Annotated in this window: 16 protein-coding genes; 5 read left to right on the top strand and 11 right to left on the bottom strand. The window is 53.8% G+C overall.

The window, feature by feature from the left end:
- Positions 1-23 precede the first annotated feature (23 nt).
- Together KW808_RS07700 and KW808_RS07695 are read right to left on the bottom strand one after the other, a co-directional pair.
- A complete protein-coding gene (locus tag KW808_RS07700; RefSeq protein ID WP_003863769.1) occupies positions 24-1,769 on the bottom strand; it encodes an ABC transporter ATP-binding protein in 1,746 nt (581 codons plus the stop codon).
- Positions 1,770-1,789: 20 nt separating this feature from the next.
- Positions 1,790-3,346, bottom strand: coding sequence for an ABC transporter transmembrane domain-containing protein (locus KW808_RS07695; protein ID WP_413540401.1), 1,557 nt, complete (start codon positions 3,344-3,346; stop codon positions 1,790-1,792).
- Positions 3,347-3,429: 83 nt separating this feature from the next.
- Between KW808_RS07695 and KW808_RS07690 the strand changes: the two genes are divergently transcribed.
- From KW808_RS07690 to KW808_RS07680, 3 genes are all read left to right on the top strand, one after another.
- Positions 3,430-4,245 (top strand): class I SAM-dependent methyltransferase, encoded by an 816-nt coding sequence (locus KW808_RS07690; protein WP_034983724.1) that lies wholly within the window; start codon positions 3,430-3,432, stop codon positions 4,243-4,245.
- A gap of 11 nt (positions 4,246-4,256) precedes the next feature.
- Positions 4,257-4,757 carry a GyrI-like domain-containing protein gene (locus KW808_RS07685; protein WP_003863773.1) on the top strand — a complete coding sequence of 167 codons (501 nt, stop codon included), beginning with the start codon at positions 4,257-4,259 and terminating at the stop codon, positions 4,755-4,757.
- Positions 4,758-4,831: 74 nt separating this feature from the next.
- A complete protein-coding gene (locus KW808_RS07680; RefSeq protein WP_003863774.1) occupies positions 4,832-5,500 on the top strand; it encodes a pentapeptide repeat-containing protein in 669 nt (222 codons plus the stop codon).
- 82 nt (positions 5,501-5,582) lie between these two features.
- Here KW808_RS07680 and der read toward each other — a convergent pair whose 3' ends face one another.
- From der to KW808_RS07655, 5 genes are all read right to left on the bottom strand, one after another.
- Positions 5,583-7,214, bottom strand: coding sequence for a ribosome biogenesis GTPase Der (der, locus tag KW808_RS07675; RefSeq protein ID WP_003863775.1), 1,632 nt, complete (start codon positions 7,212-7,214; stop codon positions 5,583-5,585).
- Positions 7,211-7,921 carry a (d)CMP kinase gene (gene cmk, locus KW808_RS07670; protein ID WP_003863776.1) on the bottom strand — a complete coding sequence of 237 codons (711 nt, stop codon included), beginning with the start codon at positions 7,919-7,921 and terminating at the stop codon, positions 7,211-7,213. Before cmk ends, der begins: the two co-directional genes overlap by 4 nt.
- Positions 7,918-8,880 carry a pseudouridine synthase gene (locus tag KW808_RS07665; protein WP_003863777.1) on the bottom strand — a complete coding sequence of 321 codons (963 nt, stop codon included), beginning with the start codon at positions 8,878-8,880 and terminating at the stop codon, positions 7,918-7,920. The genes cmk and KW808_RS07665 overlap by 4 nt, the downstream gene beginning before the upstream one ends.
- A 99-nt stretch (positions 8,881-8,979) precedes the next feature.
- Positions 8,980-9,558, bottom strand: a complete 579-nt coding sequence (gene scpB / locus KW808_RS07660) for an SMC-Scp complex subunit ScpB (protein WP_011014356.1) — start codon at positions 9,556-9,558, stop codon at positions 8,980-8,982.
- Between the two features lie 21 nt (positions 9,559-9,579).
- Positions 9,580-10,449: a sulfurtransferase gene (locus tag KW808_RS07655; RefSeq protein WP_003863779.1), complete on the bottom strand. Its 870-nt coding sequence runs from the start codon at positions 10,447-10,449 to the stop codon at positions 9,580-9,582.
- Positions 10,450-10,686: 237 nt separating this feature from the next.
- Here KW808_RS07655 and KW808_RS07650 point away from each other — a divergent pair, with 237 nt between their 5' ends.
- Complete coding sequence (locus tag KW808_RS07650; protein ID WP_003856271.1) at positions 10,687-11,250, top strand: GNAT family N-acetyltransferase; 564 nt, start codon at positions 10,687-10,689, stop codon at positions 11,248-11,250.
- Between the two features lie 209 nt (positions 11,251-11,459).
- On the opposite strand, the gene KW808_RS07645 is transcribed toward KW808_RS07650, so the two are convergent.
- A complete protein-coding gene (locus KW808_RS07645) occupies positions 11,460-12,425 on the bottom strand; it encodes a segregation and condensation protein A (RefSeq protein ID WP_003863780.1) in 966 nt (321 codons plus the stop codon).
- An 83-nt stretch (positions 12,426-12,508) separates the two neighbouring features.
- The gene (locus KW808_RS07640; RefSeq protein ID WP_003856274.1) at positions 12,509-13,381 is read right to left on the bottom strand and encodes a ParA family protein; all 873 of its coding nucleotides are present in this window, start codon (positions 13,379-13,381) and stop codon (positions 12,509-12,511) included.
- Between the two features lie 451 nt (positions 13,382-13,832).
- Here KW808_RS07640 and KW808_RS07635 point away from each other — a divergent pair, with 451 nt between their 5' ends.
- On the top strand, positions 13,833-15,365 hold the full coding sequence (locus KW808_RS07635; protein ID WP_003863781.1) for an ATP-binding cassette domain-containing protein: 1,533 nt from the start codon (positions 13,833-13,835) through the stop codon (positions 15,363-15,365).
- A gap of 16 nt (positions 15,366-15,381) precedes the next feature.
- Here the strand turns inward: KW808_RS07635 and xerD are convergent, their stop codons facing one another.
- The gene (gene xerD, locus KW808_RS07630) at positions 15,382-16,296 is read right to left on the bottom strand and encodes a site-specific tyrosine recombinase XerD (protein WP_499652979.1); all 915 of its coding nucleotides are present in this window, start codon (positions 16,294-16,296) and stop codon (positions 15,382-15,384) included.
- Complete coding sequence (locus KW808_RS07625) at positions 16,293-16,964, bottom strand: NUDIX domain-containing protein (protein ID WP_003863783.1); 672 nt, start codon at positions 16,962-16,964, stop codon at positions 16,293-16,295. Before KW808_RS07625 ends, xerD begins: the two co-directional genes overlap by 4 nt.
- Between the last annotated feature and the right edge of the window lie 11 nt (positions 16,965-16,975).

Genomic DNA, 16,975 nt, shown 5'->3' with positions numbered 1-16,975 from the left:
TGTTCAAAGCATTGAACAGTCAACTATCTTCCGACACTCCACGCAGTCCACAGACGCTGATAAATACCCCCGTGATCCAATAACTCCTGGTGAGTACCGGATTCCACAACCTCCCCCTTATCCATCACCAGAATCTGATCAGCCCGCGATGCCTGATCCAACCGGTGCGCCACCACCAATGCGGAACGGTTCTTGGTCACTGCATCTGCAGCCTCTTCCAGTGCGCTGGCACCCGCCGATCCTGCTTCTGCCGTGGCTTCATCCATGATGACGATCGCCGGATTGAGCAACAACACCCGGGCCAACGCCAACTGCTGAGCCACCACTGGTTCTAGCTGGATTCCTCGCGCACCAACGACCGTGTCCAGTCCTTCTGGAAGACTCTCCAACCAGTCAAGGGCATTAACTTGCCCAAGAGCATGCGCTAATTCCTCATCGGAGGCATCTGGTTTAGCCAAGGTGAGATCCTGGCGCAGCGTGCCGGAGAAAACATGAACCTCCTGGCTGACCATGGCCAAGCGGGCGATACGCTCGCGGTCAGAGAGGTGAGAGACGGGGAAGTCGTCGACAAGCACTTGCCCTTGATCTGGCACCCGCAAGCCCGCCAGCAAGGCGGCGACCGTCGTCTTACCTGCGCCAGATGCGCCCACGAGCGCGACAGTTTCGCCGGAATTGATCGTGATGTCGATGTCTTTCACCGCCCAGGAATCGCCATAACTAAAGCTGACGTTGCGCAATTCCACTTTGCCCTGAGGTGCTTTCACACCGCTGTCGGGCACAGGAATCGGCGGATCCGCAACAACTCCCACGATGCGCGCCAGCGACGCATAGCCGGATTGAATGGTGTCGAGCACGCGCATGAACATATTCATCGGGCCACGCAGACGAATAATCATCAGCACGGCACCGGTAACCGCGCCGATCGTCAGCGCATCATCAATGACCAGCTTGTAGCCGATCACCAACGCGACCGCGAGCATGAGGAATTCCGCAAACAGCATCCACATGTTCAAAATCAACATGGTGGTGCGCGCACGAATACCCTTGACCACCACAGACCACGACGCCTGATCAATCTGATTATGCATGGCATCTTCCATGGAATACGCCCGCACAGTTGCACGCCCGCGAATAGCCTCAAGTACCTTTCGCGCACGCTCCGCCATCGCCGCGCGTTCTGCCGCATACCGATCCGGCGCCTTGCTCAAATAGTGCTTGGACGCGAAGTAGTACACCGGCGCCACCACGACAGGAATGAGCACAAATTGCCAGTCCAAAGAAAACAGCGCAATGATCGTCGCGGCAATGGTAAACAGTGAGGAACTTAAAATCGGGACGGTCTCTGTCACCGCTGCGGATAGCTCGGAGACATCGTCCGTGGAGCGGCTCACCAAATCGCCAGAGCCCGCATCTTCCACCTGGTGGGTGGGCAACCCAAGCGCGGTGCCCACCATGTCTTCCCTCAAATTGGCGATAATCTTCTCAGAAATCCGCGACACCACATAGAACCCGCACGCGCTGAGCACCGCGCCGGCAATTGCCACCGCAATGAGAATCACACTGAGCTCAACAAAATCACGCACCTGCGCGCCATCGGACACCAGATCCACAATCCGCCCCAGCACCTGCGGCACCAGCACCGACGCATAAGCACCCGCACTCAGCAACACCAGCGCGCCTAAAAACCACCACTTAGCCCGCGGAATACGACCCACCTGCCGGGCCACCTCGCGCCGCACCTGCGGCAGGCTGGCCAACGGAAAGCGCATGCTTTTCGACGTCTCCCCACTCATTTCATAACCTCCCGCAAAGCAGCTGCCTCAACGTGTTGATCAGCCACCGCACTCCACGCGGGTGCCTCACTAAACACAATGGTCACTTTTCCTGCACGGTGTGCTGCCACTTGCTGAGCAATGCTTTGCTCCGTCACAGAATCCACTGCCGTTGTGGGATCTTGAAGCACCAACACCTCTGGATCAAAAGCAATAGCCCGAGCCAGTGCAACGCGCTGACGCTGACCACCCGAGAGCAACCGTCCACCCTCGCCCACAATCTTGGAACTACCACCTGGAATATCGTCACAGGAGGCAACTTCAATGGCTTTCTCCGCGACCTCTGCCACGGGATACACATTGTCGCTGACACTTTGATCAAAAAGATCCGCCGCATGAGGAGCCACAATCACTCGAGTACGTGGCAACTGCTCTAATACCTCAACGAGCTGCTCATCAGTGCCTCGAATAACCGTCAAACCTTTGGCAAATTGTTGGATAATCTCCTCAGCCTTGTCCGCATCATGCGCAGACACTCTCTCAAAATCAGCACCGAGCACTCCCCTAATACGCCTTGCCGACGCCTCCGCCGATGCCCAGCGCGATGCCACATTTCGACCAAGCATGGTCATCGGCATGATCAAAAACTGTGTGAGTCCCACAACCGTGATCAAATCACCAATACTCATCTGACCATGCAGCGCCAAAAATCCTGCTCCAATACCCAACGCGGACACAAAGATGGCGCCCGCCGCATCGGTGACACCATTCAAGCGAGCTTCCGCAGCATCCGCATGAACCGTCTTCCGATAAGCCTCACCAGAAATCGCCTCGTACCGACGGCGCACCGTGACAATCGCACCCAAACCCTTCAAAATTCTCAAGCCCTGCACCACATCAGTTGCAGTAGCCGCAGCCTGCGCCACCGCCTGCTGACGAGCACCCGAACGCTTCTGCAACGGCTTCGACACCTGAATAGCCACCACAACCAGCAGCGGACCACCAATCAACACAGCCACACTCAACCACGGATTAATGCTGTACATCACCACGGCGCCATAAATAATCGACGCCAACTCCGCCACCGGGAACACCGTCATCATGACAATATCGCCCACCCGCTGCGTATCCGACGACGCAATCGACAACAACCCACCCGCAGTGCGCTCTTTTCCAGCAAAACCACGCGGATCTTGAATCCGATCAGTCACCAACATCCGCAAATCATGACTGACCAACTGCTGGCTCCGCACCAACATGTACCGAGCAATCCAGTTCACCGTCATCGCCGTTAAGAAAAGAACCGCCAACATGGCAATCCAGAACCACAATCGCTGCAGATCGCTCGTGCCAATAGCCTCATCCACCGCCTTACCCACAATCACAGGCGTTAACCCATTGCAGATAAAAGACGCCGCCATGCCAGCAGACGCCACAAAGCTCCACGGCCGCTGCGACAACGCCACTTTGAGAGTCCATAATTTGGAATCCAACGCCGGCGTCTTGGACGGTCGCGCGCCGGGCCCGGGGAGGTTTTTATACCTATCTAAAGGTGTGGATTTCGTTTGTTGCACAAGGAGATACTGTATCTCATGAGCACGTTAAGCGATATATCGCTAGTGAAGGTGGTGGTAGCCCGCTAGGATTAACATCTGATATGAATGATCCAGCTCATCCCCCAATTCCACCAGTATCAAAACGAGACGCTCCGGCGTTTAGCGATCTTCAACATCGAGCAACCAGCGCCAGCGCTTTTACCCAAGGCAGCACGACTTATCACGATGTCCGACCTGGATATCCGGCTGAGGCCGTGGAGTTAGCCCGTGGGTTTGGCCGAGTCCTGGATGTCGGTGCAGGTACCGGAAAACTAACCAGTGAGCTAACAGCTGATCAGGTCCTAGCCCTTGATCCAAGCATGGACATGTTGCGGGTGTTTCGCTCCGCGCTTCCGGCGGTTCCCTGCTGGCAAGCGACAGCAGAACACACAGGAATACGTGACAACGCGGTTGATCTGATTACGTGCGCACAAACGTGGCATTGGGTTGACGTGACGGCTGCCTCAGCGGAATTTGATCGGGTGATTGCACCTGAGGGTGCAGTCCTGCTCGTGTGGAATAACCTGGACACCTCCATCGCGTGGGTACACCGACTTAGTCGCATTATGCATGCCGGCGATGTACTCAAGCCGGGATTCACCCCAGAAACCGCAGCTCCCTGGATAATTGATCGAGAAATTCGCACCACGTGGAATCAGCACCTCACCCCTGAAGAAATCATCCAGCTCGCTCACACGAGGTCCTACTGGTTAAACGCGTCAGAGAAAATCAAAGAGCGTGTTGATCAGAACCTTCGGTGGTATCTCTACGAGCATTTGGGTTTCAGTCCCGACAATCCAGTGGAACTTCCCTATCGCTGTGATGCATTTTTACTTTCACGTTCCGGTACCCTGGCAGGCAGATCTTCCAATCTTTAGGAGCCCTCGCCATGTACCTGTTGAATCCACCAGTCACTGAACCCGAGATCCTCACTGTCAACGAGATTCCGACCGTCGTCGCTGTCTTTGACAACCACCCCATGAACGACATGCCCGCAGCATTCGATCAAACCTACCAAGTGCTCTTCCCCACCTTGGGTGCCAAGGGCATCGCGCCAATTGGCCCCGGATTTGCTCTGTACACCTCCGAACCAACTGACACCGTCAGCTTTGAAGTGGGCATCCCAGTCAGCCAACCACTTGAGGGAGATGTTTCAGCCGCCAACGGCATCGTGCTGAAAAACTCAGTGATCCCTGCCGGAAAAATTGCGCGAATCAGCCACATCGGCTCATTCGACGGACTAAGCCAAGCGTGGGGTTCATTCGTGGAAGCTCTTGAATCTGCAGGCCATGAGATCGATATGCCTTGTTGGGAGGTCTATGTCACCGAGCCTTCCACCGACATGGATCCCGCAACACTCCAAACTGATCTATACGTCCTGTTGAAGTAGAGAAGCTTTCTGGTCAAGTTCCTTGAGTATGGTGGTCGAAGACCAGCACTCCAGATTCAAGGAACTTATAAAACATGGCATCACCGCGCCGCCCACAGGTTGCAGCACCACGCATCAAAGAACTTCGCCTAACAGGCCTTGACAACGCTGACCCTCAAGACATCGAATCGAATGAGCAGATAGAGTCATGCCGTTTTAACGAGGCCGAGATTTCCGAACGCGATCTTTCTGGTGCTGGTTTCATTGAATGTGAATTCCTTGGGCTGGAAGCACACGAAACCGAGCTACGCCGGGCTCAATTCGTGGAAACACGCATCGAAAGAGCCAATGCTCCATCTTTTAAGGCAGCCCGCTCCATCTGGCGCAACGCAACGATTTCCGACTCCCGCTTTGGTGCCGTCGAAATGTATGAAGCAACCGTCCAAGCTTTGAAAATCTCTGATTCTAAGCTGTCGTTTGTCAATCTGCGGGGTGCATCGTTACGGGATGTGCTCTTTGAGAACTGTGTCATCGACGAGCTTGATCTTGGCCAAGCCAGAGCAGAACGCATCGCTTTTAAAGACTGCACGGTGCATTCGCTCACCTTTGATCATGCCGTGCTCAGCAATGTGGATCTTCGCGGTTTAGATATCGAGCGCATCAGTGGCGTGGAGTCCATGTCCGGAACCGTGATCTCATCCCTGCAGGCTGCTGACCTGTCGGGAGCATTTGCACGGCATTTAGGAATTACCGTAAACGATTAGAAATCCGCTCTTTTGAACAAAAAGCACTTATCCCCACGTCATTTTCAACGTGGGGATAAGTGCTTTTAGGGAAAATCAAGCTTTACTGCTTGTTTCCGCCCTTGCCGCGGCGCTCGCGAACACGCACAGCGATTCGCACTGGAGTGCCTTCGAAACCGAAACGCTCACGGAACTTGCGCTCCAGGTATCGTCGGTAACCTGCTTCGAGGAAGCCGGTGGTGAACAGTACGATCACTGGTGGCTGAGTAGATGCCTGGGTGGCAAACAGCACTCGAGGCAAACGTCCGCCACGCATTGGTGGTGGGTTCGCAGCAATTGCTTCACGCAGCCAGGTGTTCAGCTGACCAGTGGAGATACGGCGATCCCAGTTGTCGAGCGCTTCCAACATTGCTGGCTCGAGGCGCTGCAGTGCACGACCGGTTTTGGCGGAGATGTTGATGCGCTTTGCCCAAGGCACGTGTGCCAACTGGAGATCAAGTTCGCGATCCAAATCGATGCGGCGATCTTCATCCATGAGATCCCACTTGTTGAACGCAATAACCAGTGCCTTACCGGCATCGGTGATCATTGCGAGCACGCGCTGATCCTGCTCGGTGATGGGTTCGGAGGAATCGATAAGCAAAACACACAGCTCAGCTGCATCGATGGCACCGTGGGTACGCAGTGATGCGTAGTACTCGTGGCCAGATGCAGTCTTGACCTTTTTGCGAAGACCAGCAGTATCCACGAATTTCCACAGTTTTTGATCCAGCTGAATCAGGGAGTCAACGGGGTCAACGGTGGTTCCTGCAACATTGTCCACGACAGAGCGGGTCTCGCCAGCAAACTTGTTGAGCAGTGAAGACTTACCTACGTTTGGCTTACCCACAAGGGCGACACGACGAGGGCCTTCCACGATGGACTTGGAGCGAGGCTCTTCTGGGAAGAGTTCAAGGATCTTGTCCAAAACGTCAGCGCCACCACGTCCATGCTGGGCTGACACTGGGTATGGATCGCCAAGGCCGAGGCTGTAGAACTCAGCCATGTCAGCCCACTGGCTGTCGGAGTCGAATTTGTTCGCAACCAAGATCACTGGCACTTCCGAGCGCAACAGTTTTGCTGCCATCACTGAGTCAGTTTCGGTGATGCCCACCTTGGTGTCCACGACGAACACGATGACATCGGCAGTGCTCATAGCAACTTCTGCCTGCTGTGCGATCGATGCGTGGATGCCCTTGACGTTAGGATCCCATCCGCCTGTGTCCTGAACCCAGAAACGGTGTCCACCCCAGTCAGAGATGTAGGAGATGCGGTCACGGGTGACGCCGGGGAAATCTTCCACGACTGCTTCTCGACGTCCAATAAAGCGGTTCACCAAGGTTGATTTACCAACATTTGGGCGTCCGACGATAGCGACCGTGCAGAGAGCTTCTTCAAGGTGGCTTGGGTCGAATCCGAATGCGGTCTCGATTTCTTCCCAGTCTTCATCAGAGTAGTCTTCGCCGAAATCAGGGTTGGAGAACTCTGTTTCGTCAAAGTCCTCTGCATCGAAGTCATCGTCAGAGTCTTCGTAGCCGAATTCTGCTGGGTCGAAATCTGCGGAAGCCCAACCGCCGTGTGGTGCTAGTTCTTCTTCGTCAGCAAACGCACCTTCGACGTCCATTTCGCCTTTGTGGGTGTGGTAGACGAATACGGTGTCGTCCTCTTCACCAGGCATGGTGTGTTTATCAGTCACTGGTTGCTCCTTTCAGCGGAGGCTTCCACTAGGTGGATGAGGTGATCAAGTACTTGATCCATGGTCATATCAGAGGTGTCCACGATGTGTGCATCATCTGCTGGTTTCAGCGGTGAGGCGGCACGGGTGGAATCTAGTTCATCGCGGCGAACAACATCTGCCAGCACAGCGTCGAAATCTACGTCGCGACCTGCTGCGGTGTCTTGGTCAAAGCGTCGCTGGGCGCGGACTTCCGCTGAGGCGGTGAGAAACGCCTTGATGGGCGCGTCGACAAGCACTGCCGTTCCGATGTCTCTGCCTTCGACGACGCAGCGATGTGCTTTGGCGGCGAGTGCGCGCTGCAACGCCACCAAGTTCTCACGAACCTCAGGGATCGCGGACACTGCGGAGACATTTTGGGTGACTTCTGGTCCGCGGATGTCCTTTTGCACATCGACGCCCGCGAGCAACACCTCAGTGGAGGCGGGATCGTCAGAAATCGACAACGGCAATACAGCGGTTGCAGCGATCACGGCTGCGCTATCTGCGGGGTCAATCCCCTGGTTAAGCACATGAAGCGTTGCGACGCGGTACATCGCACCAGTATCTAGGTACTTGGCCGAGAGACGGGTTGCGAGCGCGCGGGATGTGGTGGATTTTCCGGTGCCAGACGGCCCGTCGATGGCTACGATGAGGCCACCGGCAGGCATGTTGGAAATTTCCGTCACAGTTGGACCACCTTGTATAAGCTGGTCAGCTCAGAGGAGTTCAGTGCACGAAGGGAACCTGGCTTCTGATCACCAAGCTGAACGGTGTGTAGCTTGGTGCGCACGAGGCGCTCGACTGGGAAACCGAGCTCATCGAAGAGGCGTCGCACAATGTGCTTGCGGCCTTCGTGGATTTCGATGCGCAACAAGGACTTGCCCTGGAATACGTCGATAATCTGCGCAAAGTCAGCCTTGGCAGGGCCATCTTCCAACTCCACGCCATCACGAAGAGCGCTGACTAGCTTATTGGTTGCTTCACCGCGAACGGTAGCAAGGTAAGTCTTGGACACTTCGTACTTAGGGTGCATGAGGCGGTTAGCCAACTCACCATCGTTGGTGAGCAGCAGCAAACCTTCGGTGTCCGCGTCGAGGCGACCGACGTGAAACAGACGCTGTCCAGATGCAGTCTTCTCACTGACCAGATCACCCACGCATGGGCGACCAAGTTCATCGCTCATGGTGGAGTGCATGCCACGAGGCTTGTTGAGCACGAAGTACTCGAGGTCCTCGTTGATGTGGATGCGGACGCCGTCAACACGGATGACATCGTTGTTTGGATCCACGCGCACGCCCTGGGTGGTCACGATACGATCGTTGACCTCCACACGGCCCTGATCAATCAGGATTTCTGCGTGTCGACGTGATGCCACACCTGCTTGGGCAAGCACCTTCTGCAGGCGAACTCCGTCAGAGTCATTGCGGTTTAAGAAACCCATCGACCAATCGTCGTCGGATTTTACGTTTTGCTTCTTGGCAGGCTTAGCGTTGGAGAGAAGAATCTCATCCTTCTTCTGAGGCTGCTGGCGTGTGTTTGGGCGGGATGATCCTGGCTTGTAGCCACGAACTGAAGACCGGTATCCGCCAGAGCGATTGCTCTGCTTCTTGTCCGGTGTGCCATCTCGGCGAGCGGGTGGGGTCACGTAAGTGTCCTTAATCTTGAGAGAAAACGTATGAAATTGAATCCCGTGAATTCTAGCCTATTTTAGGAGATTTTAATAGTCGGGGCTTTAACTGATGCTTTAGAAGTCTTCATCAATGGAGTCAACATCCGGCAAAAGCGGTGCTAGATCCGGTAATTTATCCAAAGAATCAATACCCAACAGCTCAAGCAGCAATTCCGTTGTGCCATAGCGGTGCGCGCCCGTTGATTCGTCCACATCGACTTCTTTGACTAGGCCTCGAAGCTGCAAGGTTCTCATGACGCCGTCGACATTTACTCCGCGCACTGCTGAAATCTGGGAGCGTGTGACCGGCTGCCGATATGCCACCACCGCGAGTGTTTCCAATGCTGCACGGGACAGTCTGGTTTGGTTTCCATCGAGGAGGAATTGCTCGACGATGTCCGCATTCTCCGGGCGGGTGTAATAGCGCCATCCTTCTGCCGTTTCCCGAAGATCAATGCCGCTGCCCCGTTCAGAAAGCTCAAAGGCCATTTCCTTCAAAATTGCCTCTGTTGCAGGCACGTCAATGCCCAACACCCCAGCCAGCGTGCGTGCTGAAACTGGGGTATCGACCACCAACAAGATTGATTCCATCCTCGACCTCGTCTGAGGGATAAGGCTCATCGCGGAAATCAGTGCTGGATCGAAATCATTCATGAGTGGTTATCATAGCTGGCGTTAAGCAATCGGCTTTTGGTTTGCCGGGTTGCCCCATTCCGCCCAGGAGCCCTCATACACTACAACGTCGTCATAACCTGCGATAACTGCAGCGTAGGCATCAACACATGCCGTGACTCCGGAGCCACAGCTAAAGACCAACGACTGCGCTCCATTTGTGCGGCTGAAGATCAATTCCTTCAGCTCTTCTGCTGGCCGGACAAAACCATGCTCATCAGAAATATCAGTGAAGGGAATGTTCACACTTCCAGGGATCGACCCTTTTCGAAGGCCTGGACGGGGCTCTTCTTCAACGCCAGCGAATCGGCTCGCATTGCGAGCATCAATCACTGCCTTGCTTGAGCGCGCGATCGCCCGTTCGACGCCGGAGGCACCAACGAGTAAATCTGGCTGTGGTTCTGCGCTGATCCTTCCACCACCTGTAGGTAGCGACAACGGTTCCGTCGGAAGACCAGCATCAACCCAGGCTGGCAATCCGCCATCAAGCACGCCAATGCTGCTTAATCCAGCAACACGGAGAAGCCACCACACCCGCGGTGCAACCATGAGGCCGTGCAGATCATAAACAACCACCGTGGAATCGGTGCTAATGCCGTAGCTTTCTAGCAAACCCACCAAATTCGGTGGCGCGGTGTGTGGAAGCTCGGAATGTGGATCTGAGAAATCTCCTTCCAAGTCAGCGAGAAATGCCCCCGGAATTCCCGCTTGACGTGCAATTTCATCATCCTCCATCGTGGCACACAACACGATGACATCATCCCGGTCAAGGTTGTGTGACAACCAGTCAACGGTTACCACTGGACCTTCAGGAAAATGGGCATCATTGTTATTGGTTGCATCTGCGGACGAAGTTACTTTAAGAGAAGTCATAACCTGCCATCTTAGTGCTTAACACCACTTGAATGGGAGGAGTTCGCGGTAGTTCACAGCATTTAATTCACAAAACCGCAGATAGTAGCACTCTCCCACCCTCAATAGGGCTCAACCTGTGCACTTTAACGCATCGCCCGTCAATCAAGCTGTCAAAAAAATACAAGTTAGGTCACAAAATGATTTCAGTCGTGAGAACCATCACATATAAGACATCTCATGATCTAACATTTCTTCATGGCTACGATTACACGCACCGACAGACTGATCCTCGTACCGCTCACTGTTGAGCTCGAAGACGAGGCCCACCAGATTTACTCTGATTCTCGAATCTGGGAACACCGTCCCCAGGCGCGTCACACCAACGTGCGTGCCACGCGCGACATCATTAAGCGCACCAATGAAAGCTGGGGCAAGAAAGACCTTGGCCCCTGGGGTGTTTACCTCCGTGACCGCCCATCGGAATTCGTTGGCGTTGGTGGCGTTGAACTCATCGACGGAAAAGTATGGGACCTCAAGTACCGCCTCCGCCCCGACCTATGGGGCAATGGATACGCCACGGAAATCTCCAACGCCGCAACACTGGCCACCAAGCGTATCGACGACAGCCTCCCACTCACGGCCAGGGTGACTACCAACCACCCTGCCTCATTCCATATTTTGGAAAAATTGGGACTCACCCCCGTATGGGAGGGCCGACGAGTCGGAACGGAAGATGACCCCAACGAGCCTGATGTAAGAATTTATTCTGACCGTCCGCTATCGGATGAAATTCTTGAAATGCTCAAGCAACGACCATAGACCAGAAAATCTCACCCCTTCATGGGGTGAGATGCTACAAAAAGCTCCCACACCATCCGCCCTCTCCAAAACAGATGCTGTGGGAGCCTTTCCATGCCGTAGATGACACAACGCAGTTAAACTGCGAGGTCATCCATTTTTCAGCAAACCAGCTCTTGTAGCTTAGGTCACTAAAACTAAATCAGCAACGTTTCCTTAAGAAAAACTGATTACTCCCAGTCACTCGCCGCGACGACCGCTGGATCGACATCAATGCCAGTCCACGAAACTTTAAGCTCGCCGAGTGGCTCTTCTTGCAAGGTTTCAATAGCGCGTGCCTTATACAATTCCAGCAAGGCAAGGAAGCGGCCAATCACTTCCATTGACGCGGTACAATCACGTGTGAGCAGCTGAAAGCTCAAATAATGATCAATTCCGGCAAGTTTCAACGTGTTAAGAATCCTGCCCGCTTGCTCTGGAACTGACACCGCAACTTGGTGCACGTGATCTGTTTTCACCGTCTCTGGGGGTTTCGGACGAAACACCACAGCAGCCAACTCGCTGAAACTTTTTAAGGAATGACCCAAGGAAACGGGCGGCAAGAGGTTGGCAAACTGAGTTTCTAATGAGACAGCGCGCGGGTACCTGCGTCGAGCATCTCGCTGCCATTGCGCAAACATTTCTGCAACTTGCTTGTAAGCGCGATACTGCAACAACCTGGCGAAAAGGAGATCCTTTATTTCGAGCAATTCGAGATCATCTTCATCGTCGACTTCACCACGCGGGAGCAGGCGAGCTGTTTTAAGATCCAACAGCGTTGCGGCCACCACTAAGAACTCTGTGGTCTCATCCAAATCGCTGGTTTCACCCAGTTTTCGGGTGTAAGCAATAAACTCGTCTGTCACCTGGGCCAAGGCAACTTCAGTGACATCAAGTTTCTTCTTGGTAATCAGCTGCAGGAGAAGGTCAAAAGGACCTTCAAAATTATCGAGCTGCACTTGGAATCCCGATGCCGGAACATCCCCATCTGGTTCAGGGAGTGGTTCTGGGCCGATGGGTCCCAGATTTTCAGAAGTGTTTTCTGCATCAGCGAAGTCGTCTGTGCTGGAACTATCAGAAGTGCCAGCGCTTTGCGCGTCTAATTCCGCGTCATCTACTTCGGACCACTCTTGGTCCAGCTCCGCTACTTTTGTCATGGTCTTCCACACCTTAACGCATGAACCTGCAATAACAGCTACTGACAGGCCCGCACAAGGAGGCGTGGTTTTTAGAAAACAACCTAGTCGTTGACGCGGCTGATCACTTCACGCGCCAAGGAACGGTACTGCTCCGCACCTTGTGATGTTGGTGCCCATGTGATGATCGGCTCACCGGCAACAGAGGTTTCGGGGAACCTGACGGTTCGGGTGATCACCGTATCGAACACTTTCTCATCGAAAACCTCAACAACTCGTGACATCACTTCCCTGGCGTGAGAGGTGCGTCGGTCAAACATAGTGACCAAAATGCCGAGGATTTCCAGATCGAAGTTCAACCGATCGGCAACTTTTTCCACCGTGTCAGTGAGCAATGCGAGGCCACGCAGTGAGAAGTACTCGCACTCCATCGGGATGATAACCCCGTGCGCGCACGCCAAAGCGTTCACCGTCAAAAGTCCAAGCGATGGCTGACAATCAAGGATGATGAAGTCGTAGTCCTTCATGACAGGACGCAGCGCCCTTGCAAGTGTTTGTTCACGACCAACTTCATTGACCAGCTGAATTTCTGCAGCGGACAAGTCAATATTTGCAGGAACGACATCCAGATCAGGAACACCAGTGTGGTGGATCGCCTGATCAATAGTGGAATTGTTGTCCACCATGAGGTCATACACGGTGATATCCACGTCGTCGTAGTGGATTCCCAAACCAGCAGTCAACGCACCTTGCGGATCCAAGTCAACGAGCAGGACTTTACGTCCCGCCTCTGCAAGGCATGCTCCGAGGTTGATGGTGGACGTGGTTTTACCAACGCCACCTTTTTGATTCGCCATGGCAATGATCGTTGCTGGGCCATGTTTTTCCAAAGGAGATGGCTCAGGCAACTCGCGCAGGGGTCGACCGGTCAGTCCGATCTCCACCTTGGAAGAGTCCTTCTTCCCTGCATCACTCACAGTCAAACCTTCTTCCTTGACTAGGACTGCCTTTTATAGTCATTTAACAAATTTCGGCGCGACTTGAGAAGTATATAGCCTTGACTTTACAGCTCTCGACTAACAGTCCTGAAATTATCGCACTGTCATTAGTCTCCGCGACCACAATACATTCAGGATATAGATGTCTAACTCATTCTGTTGCCCCACACGCCGTTTCATGCAAACTCTAATAGTGAGTCAAGTTTTTTAACTTGACCAGCTCTGCAAATTGAGCGTTGCCTACCGTCATTGCTTTATCTTTGCCACTTTATTAAAGTAAGCGGAATGCATTTGTATTTCCTTTAAATGTTGCTGCTGCACAGTTCGCACTGCAGGCCACATGCCTCCCAGTGCCGTCTCTGCACGTTGATTTTCCCCTGCCACAACTGGTCGCAGGGCGACTTTCTAGCACTTTTAAAGGAATTTTTTAATGGCTAAAACCCATATTCGGTTACAGGACCTTTCCCTGTCATACACCTCAACCCCGTTAATTACGAAGCTCAATATCACTGTTTCTTCTGGACAGTGCGCAGTGATTGTTGGTGAGAATGGTCGAGGTAAAACCACACTTCTGCGAGCACTGGCTCGAGAATTCCCGCCATCTGCAGGTGAGATTCTCACTCATGGCACGGTAGCAATTGCTCATCAACACATGCCTGCAGGTGATCTGTCCGTCGGAGAGATCTGCGATGAGGCAATTCGTGATTCAAAAAATGCTCTCGAAGAGCTTGAGAGAGCTGGAGCTCTACTTGAGACAAACACTGCGCACGCACTTGATGGATATCAACAAGCCCTTGATGCCGCTGAAGTGCTTGACGCATGGAACGCTGAACATCGATTAGAAAAAGCTCTGCGCAGCTTTGGCGCGATCACCGATAGATCCCGTGCACTCAGTGAGCTATCGATCGGGCAAAGGTATCGGGTACGGCTGGCCTGCCTCATCGGTGGCGATGCTGATATTTTGCTTCTCGATGAACCCACGAATCATCTTGACCGGGGCGCGCTTAACTATCTCACCGAAGCCATAACCTCCCACAAAGGTGTGGTACTTGTTGTTTCTCATGATCAAGCACTGATCAAAGATGTCGCGGATTTCATCATCGATATTGATTCAACCCCAGACGGCCTACCACGGATCTATCATGAGGGTTTTGATTCTTATCGACGCCAAAGGAGTGCGCTTCTTGAAACTTGGAGGCAGGATTATGCCGCTGCACAAACTGCGCAACAGCAATTGCAAGAGGATCTAGAGCACGCACGCCAGCGTGTGAATTCTTCGTGGAAACCTCCAAAAGGAACGGGAAAACACACTCGCGCATCTCGGGCTGCCGGAGTAGTGCAGGCCTTAAAGCGAGCACAGGATGCGTTGGATAACAAAGCGTTGGACGTTCCCCCGGCTCCGGCCCCATTGCTTCTGCCTACCTTGAAAGTGCGACCAGATAAACCCATGGTGGACTTTTCGGACCTTTTTGTACCCCACCGCTTGCGTCTGCCAGGCTCACATTCAGTGTTATCAGGTGACAAAATAGTGATCACTGGTGACAACGGCGCTGGCAAATCAACGCTCATCGAAGTCTTGTCTGGGGCTTTGACTCCGGCAAGTGGTTCGGTTGCAAACCATGCCCGAACTGGGGTTCTCGGCCAAGAATCACTTGTCGGCGAGGTGCCATCAATAGCACGAGATCACGCAGTTAAGTGGGGACTTTTAAGTGTTGAGGAGAGCCGATTTGCCCTACAGGAATTCTCAATTGGTCATCGCAGAAGACTAGATTTGGCCATGTCGTTAGCTGGCAATCCTGAACTGTTGCTTCTCGATGAACCTTCGAACCATCTGTCTATGCACTTGGTTTCCGCACTTACAGAGTGGCTGGACAAGACCACGGCTGCAGTGATCATGGTAACGCATGATCGACAGCTACTCCGCGATACGGCTCATTGGAGGCACATCGAGTTGAAATCTTAAGAATTCGCAAGGGCTTTCACGCACGAGGATGGGCCCCGCGCCACACTTCCCGCAAGCTATCGGCTGTGATGTGCGTGTAAATCTGAGTGGTCGTCACAGAAGAATGACCCAGGAGTTCCTGCACCACACGGACATCGGCGCCACCTTCGAGGAGATGGGTGGCAAAGCTGTGCCGCAGGGTGTGGGGAGAAATATCTTTATCTAAACCTGCGCGCTCAACCGTTTTCTTCAGCACTGCCCACGCAGATTGCCGAGATAGCGGACCGCCGCGTTGGTTGAGAAAAAGTGCGTGGCTTTTACCTTTACTCAACGCGGGTCTGGCTCTGACCAAATATTCCCGGACCGCTTGTTGTGCCATCGAACCAAAAGGCACGATCCGTTGTTTGGAACCTTTGCCCGTGATGCGCAGTACTTCAGGCATCTCCGACACATCATCAACTGCCAGCCCAATCGCCTCAGAGATACGCGCGCCAGTTCCATAAAGTAATTCCACCAGCGCTCGGTCACGGAGATCAACGGGAGTAGCGATATCTGAATGTGGGATCGCGTCGATAAGCAGGGCTACCTCGTTGATGCTGAGCGTGTCAGGTAAATGCCGGCCCATGGCCGGTGGCGACACATCAGCCGCAACGTCCGCAGCTACCTCTCCCTCCATCAATGCAAACTTGTGCAACCCGCGCGCCACGATGAGCGCGCGCCCCGCCGAGGACGCGGACAACGCCTGCTGCCCGTCAATCCCGCGGCGCAGATCCTTGACATAACTCTCAACATTCGCAGTGGTGATATCTTGAATATCATCCAGCCCAGCTGCCTCGAGCCAGTCGCAATAGCGTTCCACATCGCGCCGATAATTACTCAGCGTATTTGCCGACAAGCCACGCTCCACGGCCAAATGTGTCAGCCATGTGTTCGCTAAAACGCGAGCCTTCATAGTTTTTTCATGTCAGGAACAATGCCGTGCGCTTTTCGACGCTGCGCCAACGCCGTAGGGCGATAGGTAAACGGCGCGGTGACGGCACGCGCAGACGCACGACCCGCAATCACAGCATCAGCAGCCATGACACCCGCAATGGCAATGGAGTTAACCAACTGGCCACTAAACACCATTCCCACTGCCTCACTGAGCGGAACCCACTGGTTAATCATGTCCGCTTCTTCATCGCCTGTAACCTCTGGACGCTCAACTTCTGTGAGGCCTCGGGCTAGAAAGACACGCACCGCTTCATCGCAGAAACCAGGCGAGGTAATCAAATCAGTGAGCACGGACCACTCACTGGCCTCCAAACCAGCCTCCTCCATGAGCTCGCGCTGCGCGCCCGTGAGTTCATCCTCATCAGCAATATCCAACAAACCTGCAGGCAGCTCCCACAAGGAATCCCCCACGCTGCGACGGTACTGCTTGACCATCGCAATGTTTTCACCATCAAAGGCAACCACTGCGACCGCCCCAAAGTGTTCAACCACTTCACGGCGGGCAGTGGAACCACCCGGCATTATCAACGAATCTCGACGAACGCCCAAAATTGGGGACTCTAACAACAGTTCAGTATCTGTCACCGTGAACTCATGGGTACCGGGAATGTGCATCTTCGAAACCATGATCACATTGT

The sequence above is a fragment of the [Brevibacterium] flavum genome, from assembly GCF_019317305.1.
Taxonomy (GTDB): domain Bacteria; phylum Actinomycetota; class Actinomycetes; order Mycobacteriales; family Mycobacteriaceae; genus Corynebacterium; species Corynebacterium glutamicum.
This window is presented reverse-complemented; position numbering and strand designations above follow the sequence as displayed.

Excerpts from the sequence above, each read along its gene's own strand:
- KW808_RS07685 (WP_003863773.1), top strand. The coding sequence starts at position 4,257 with ATGTACCTGTTGAATCCACCAGTCACTGAACCCGAGATCCTCACTGTC.
- KW808_RS07625 (WP_003863783.1), bottom strand. The coding sequence starts at position 16,964 with ATGGTTTCGAAGATGCACATTCCCGGTACCCATGAGTTCACGGTGACA.
- KW808_RS07635 (WP_003863781.1), top strand. The coding sequence starts at position 13,833 with ATGGCTAAAACCCATATTCGGTTACAGGACCTTTCCCTGTCATACACC.
- KW808_RS07700 (WP_003863769.1), bottom strand. The coding sequence starts at position 1,769 with ATGCGCTTTCCGTTGGCCAGCCTGCCGCAGGTGCGGCGCGAGGTGGCC.
- xerD (WP_499652979.1), bottom strand. The coding sequence starts at position 16,296 with ATGAAGGCTCGCGTTTTAGCGAACACATGGCTGACACATTTGGCCGTG.
- KW808_RS07680 (WP_003863774.1), top strand. The coding sequence starts at position 4,832 with ATGGCATCACCGCGCCGCCCACAGGTTGCAGCACCACGCATCAAAGAA.
- KW808_RS07645 (WP_003863780.1), bottom strand. The coding sequence starts at position 12,425 with ATGACAAAAGTAGCGGAGCTGGACCAAGAGTGGTCCGAAGTAGATGAC.
- KW808_RS07690 (WP_034983724.1), top strand. The coding sequence starts at position 3,430 with ATGAATGATCCAGCTCATCCCCCAATTCCACCAGTATCAAAACGAGAC.
- KW808_RS07655 (WP_003863779.1), bottom strand. The coding sequence starts at position 10,449 with ATGACTTCTCTTAAAGTAACTTCGTCCGCAGATGCAACCAATAACAAT.
- scpB (WP_011014356.1), bottom strand. The coding sequence starts at position 9,558 with ATGAATGATTTCGATCCAGCACTGATTTCCGCGATGAGCCTTATCCCT.
- KW808_RS07650 (WP_003856271.1), top strand. The coding sequence starts at position 10,687 with ATGGCTACGATTACACGCACCGACAGACTGATCCTCGTACCGCTCACT.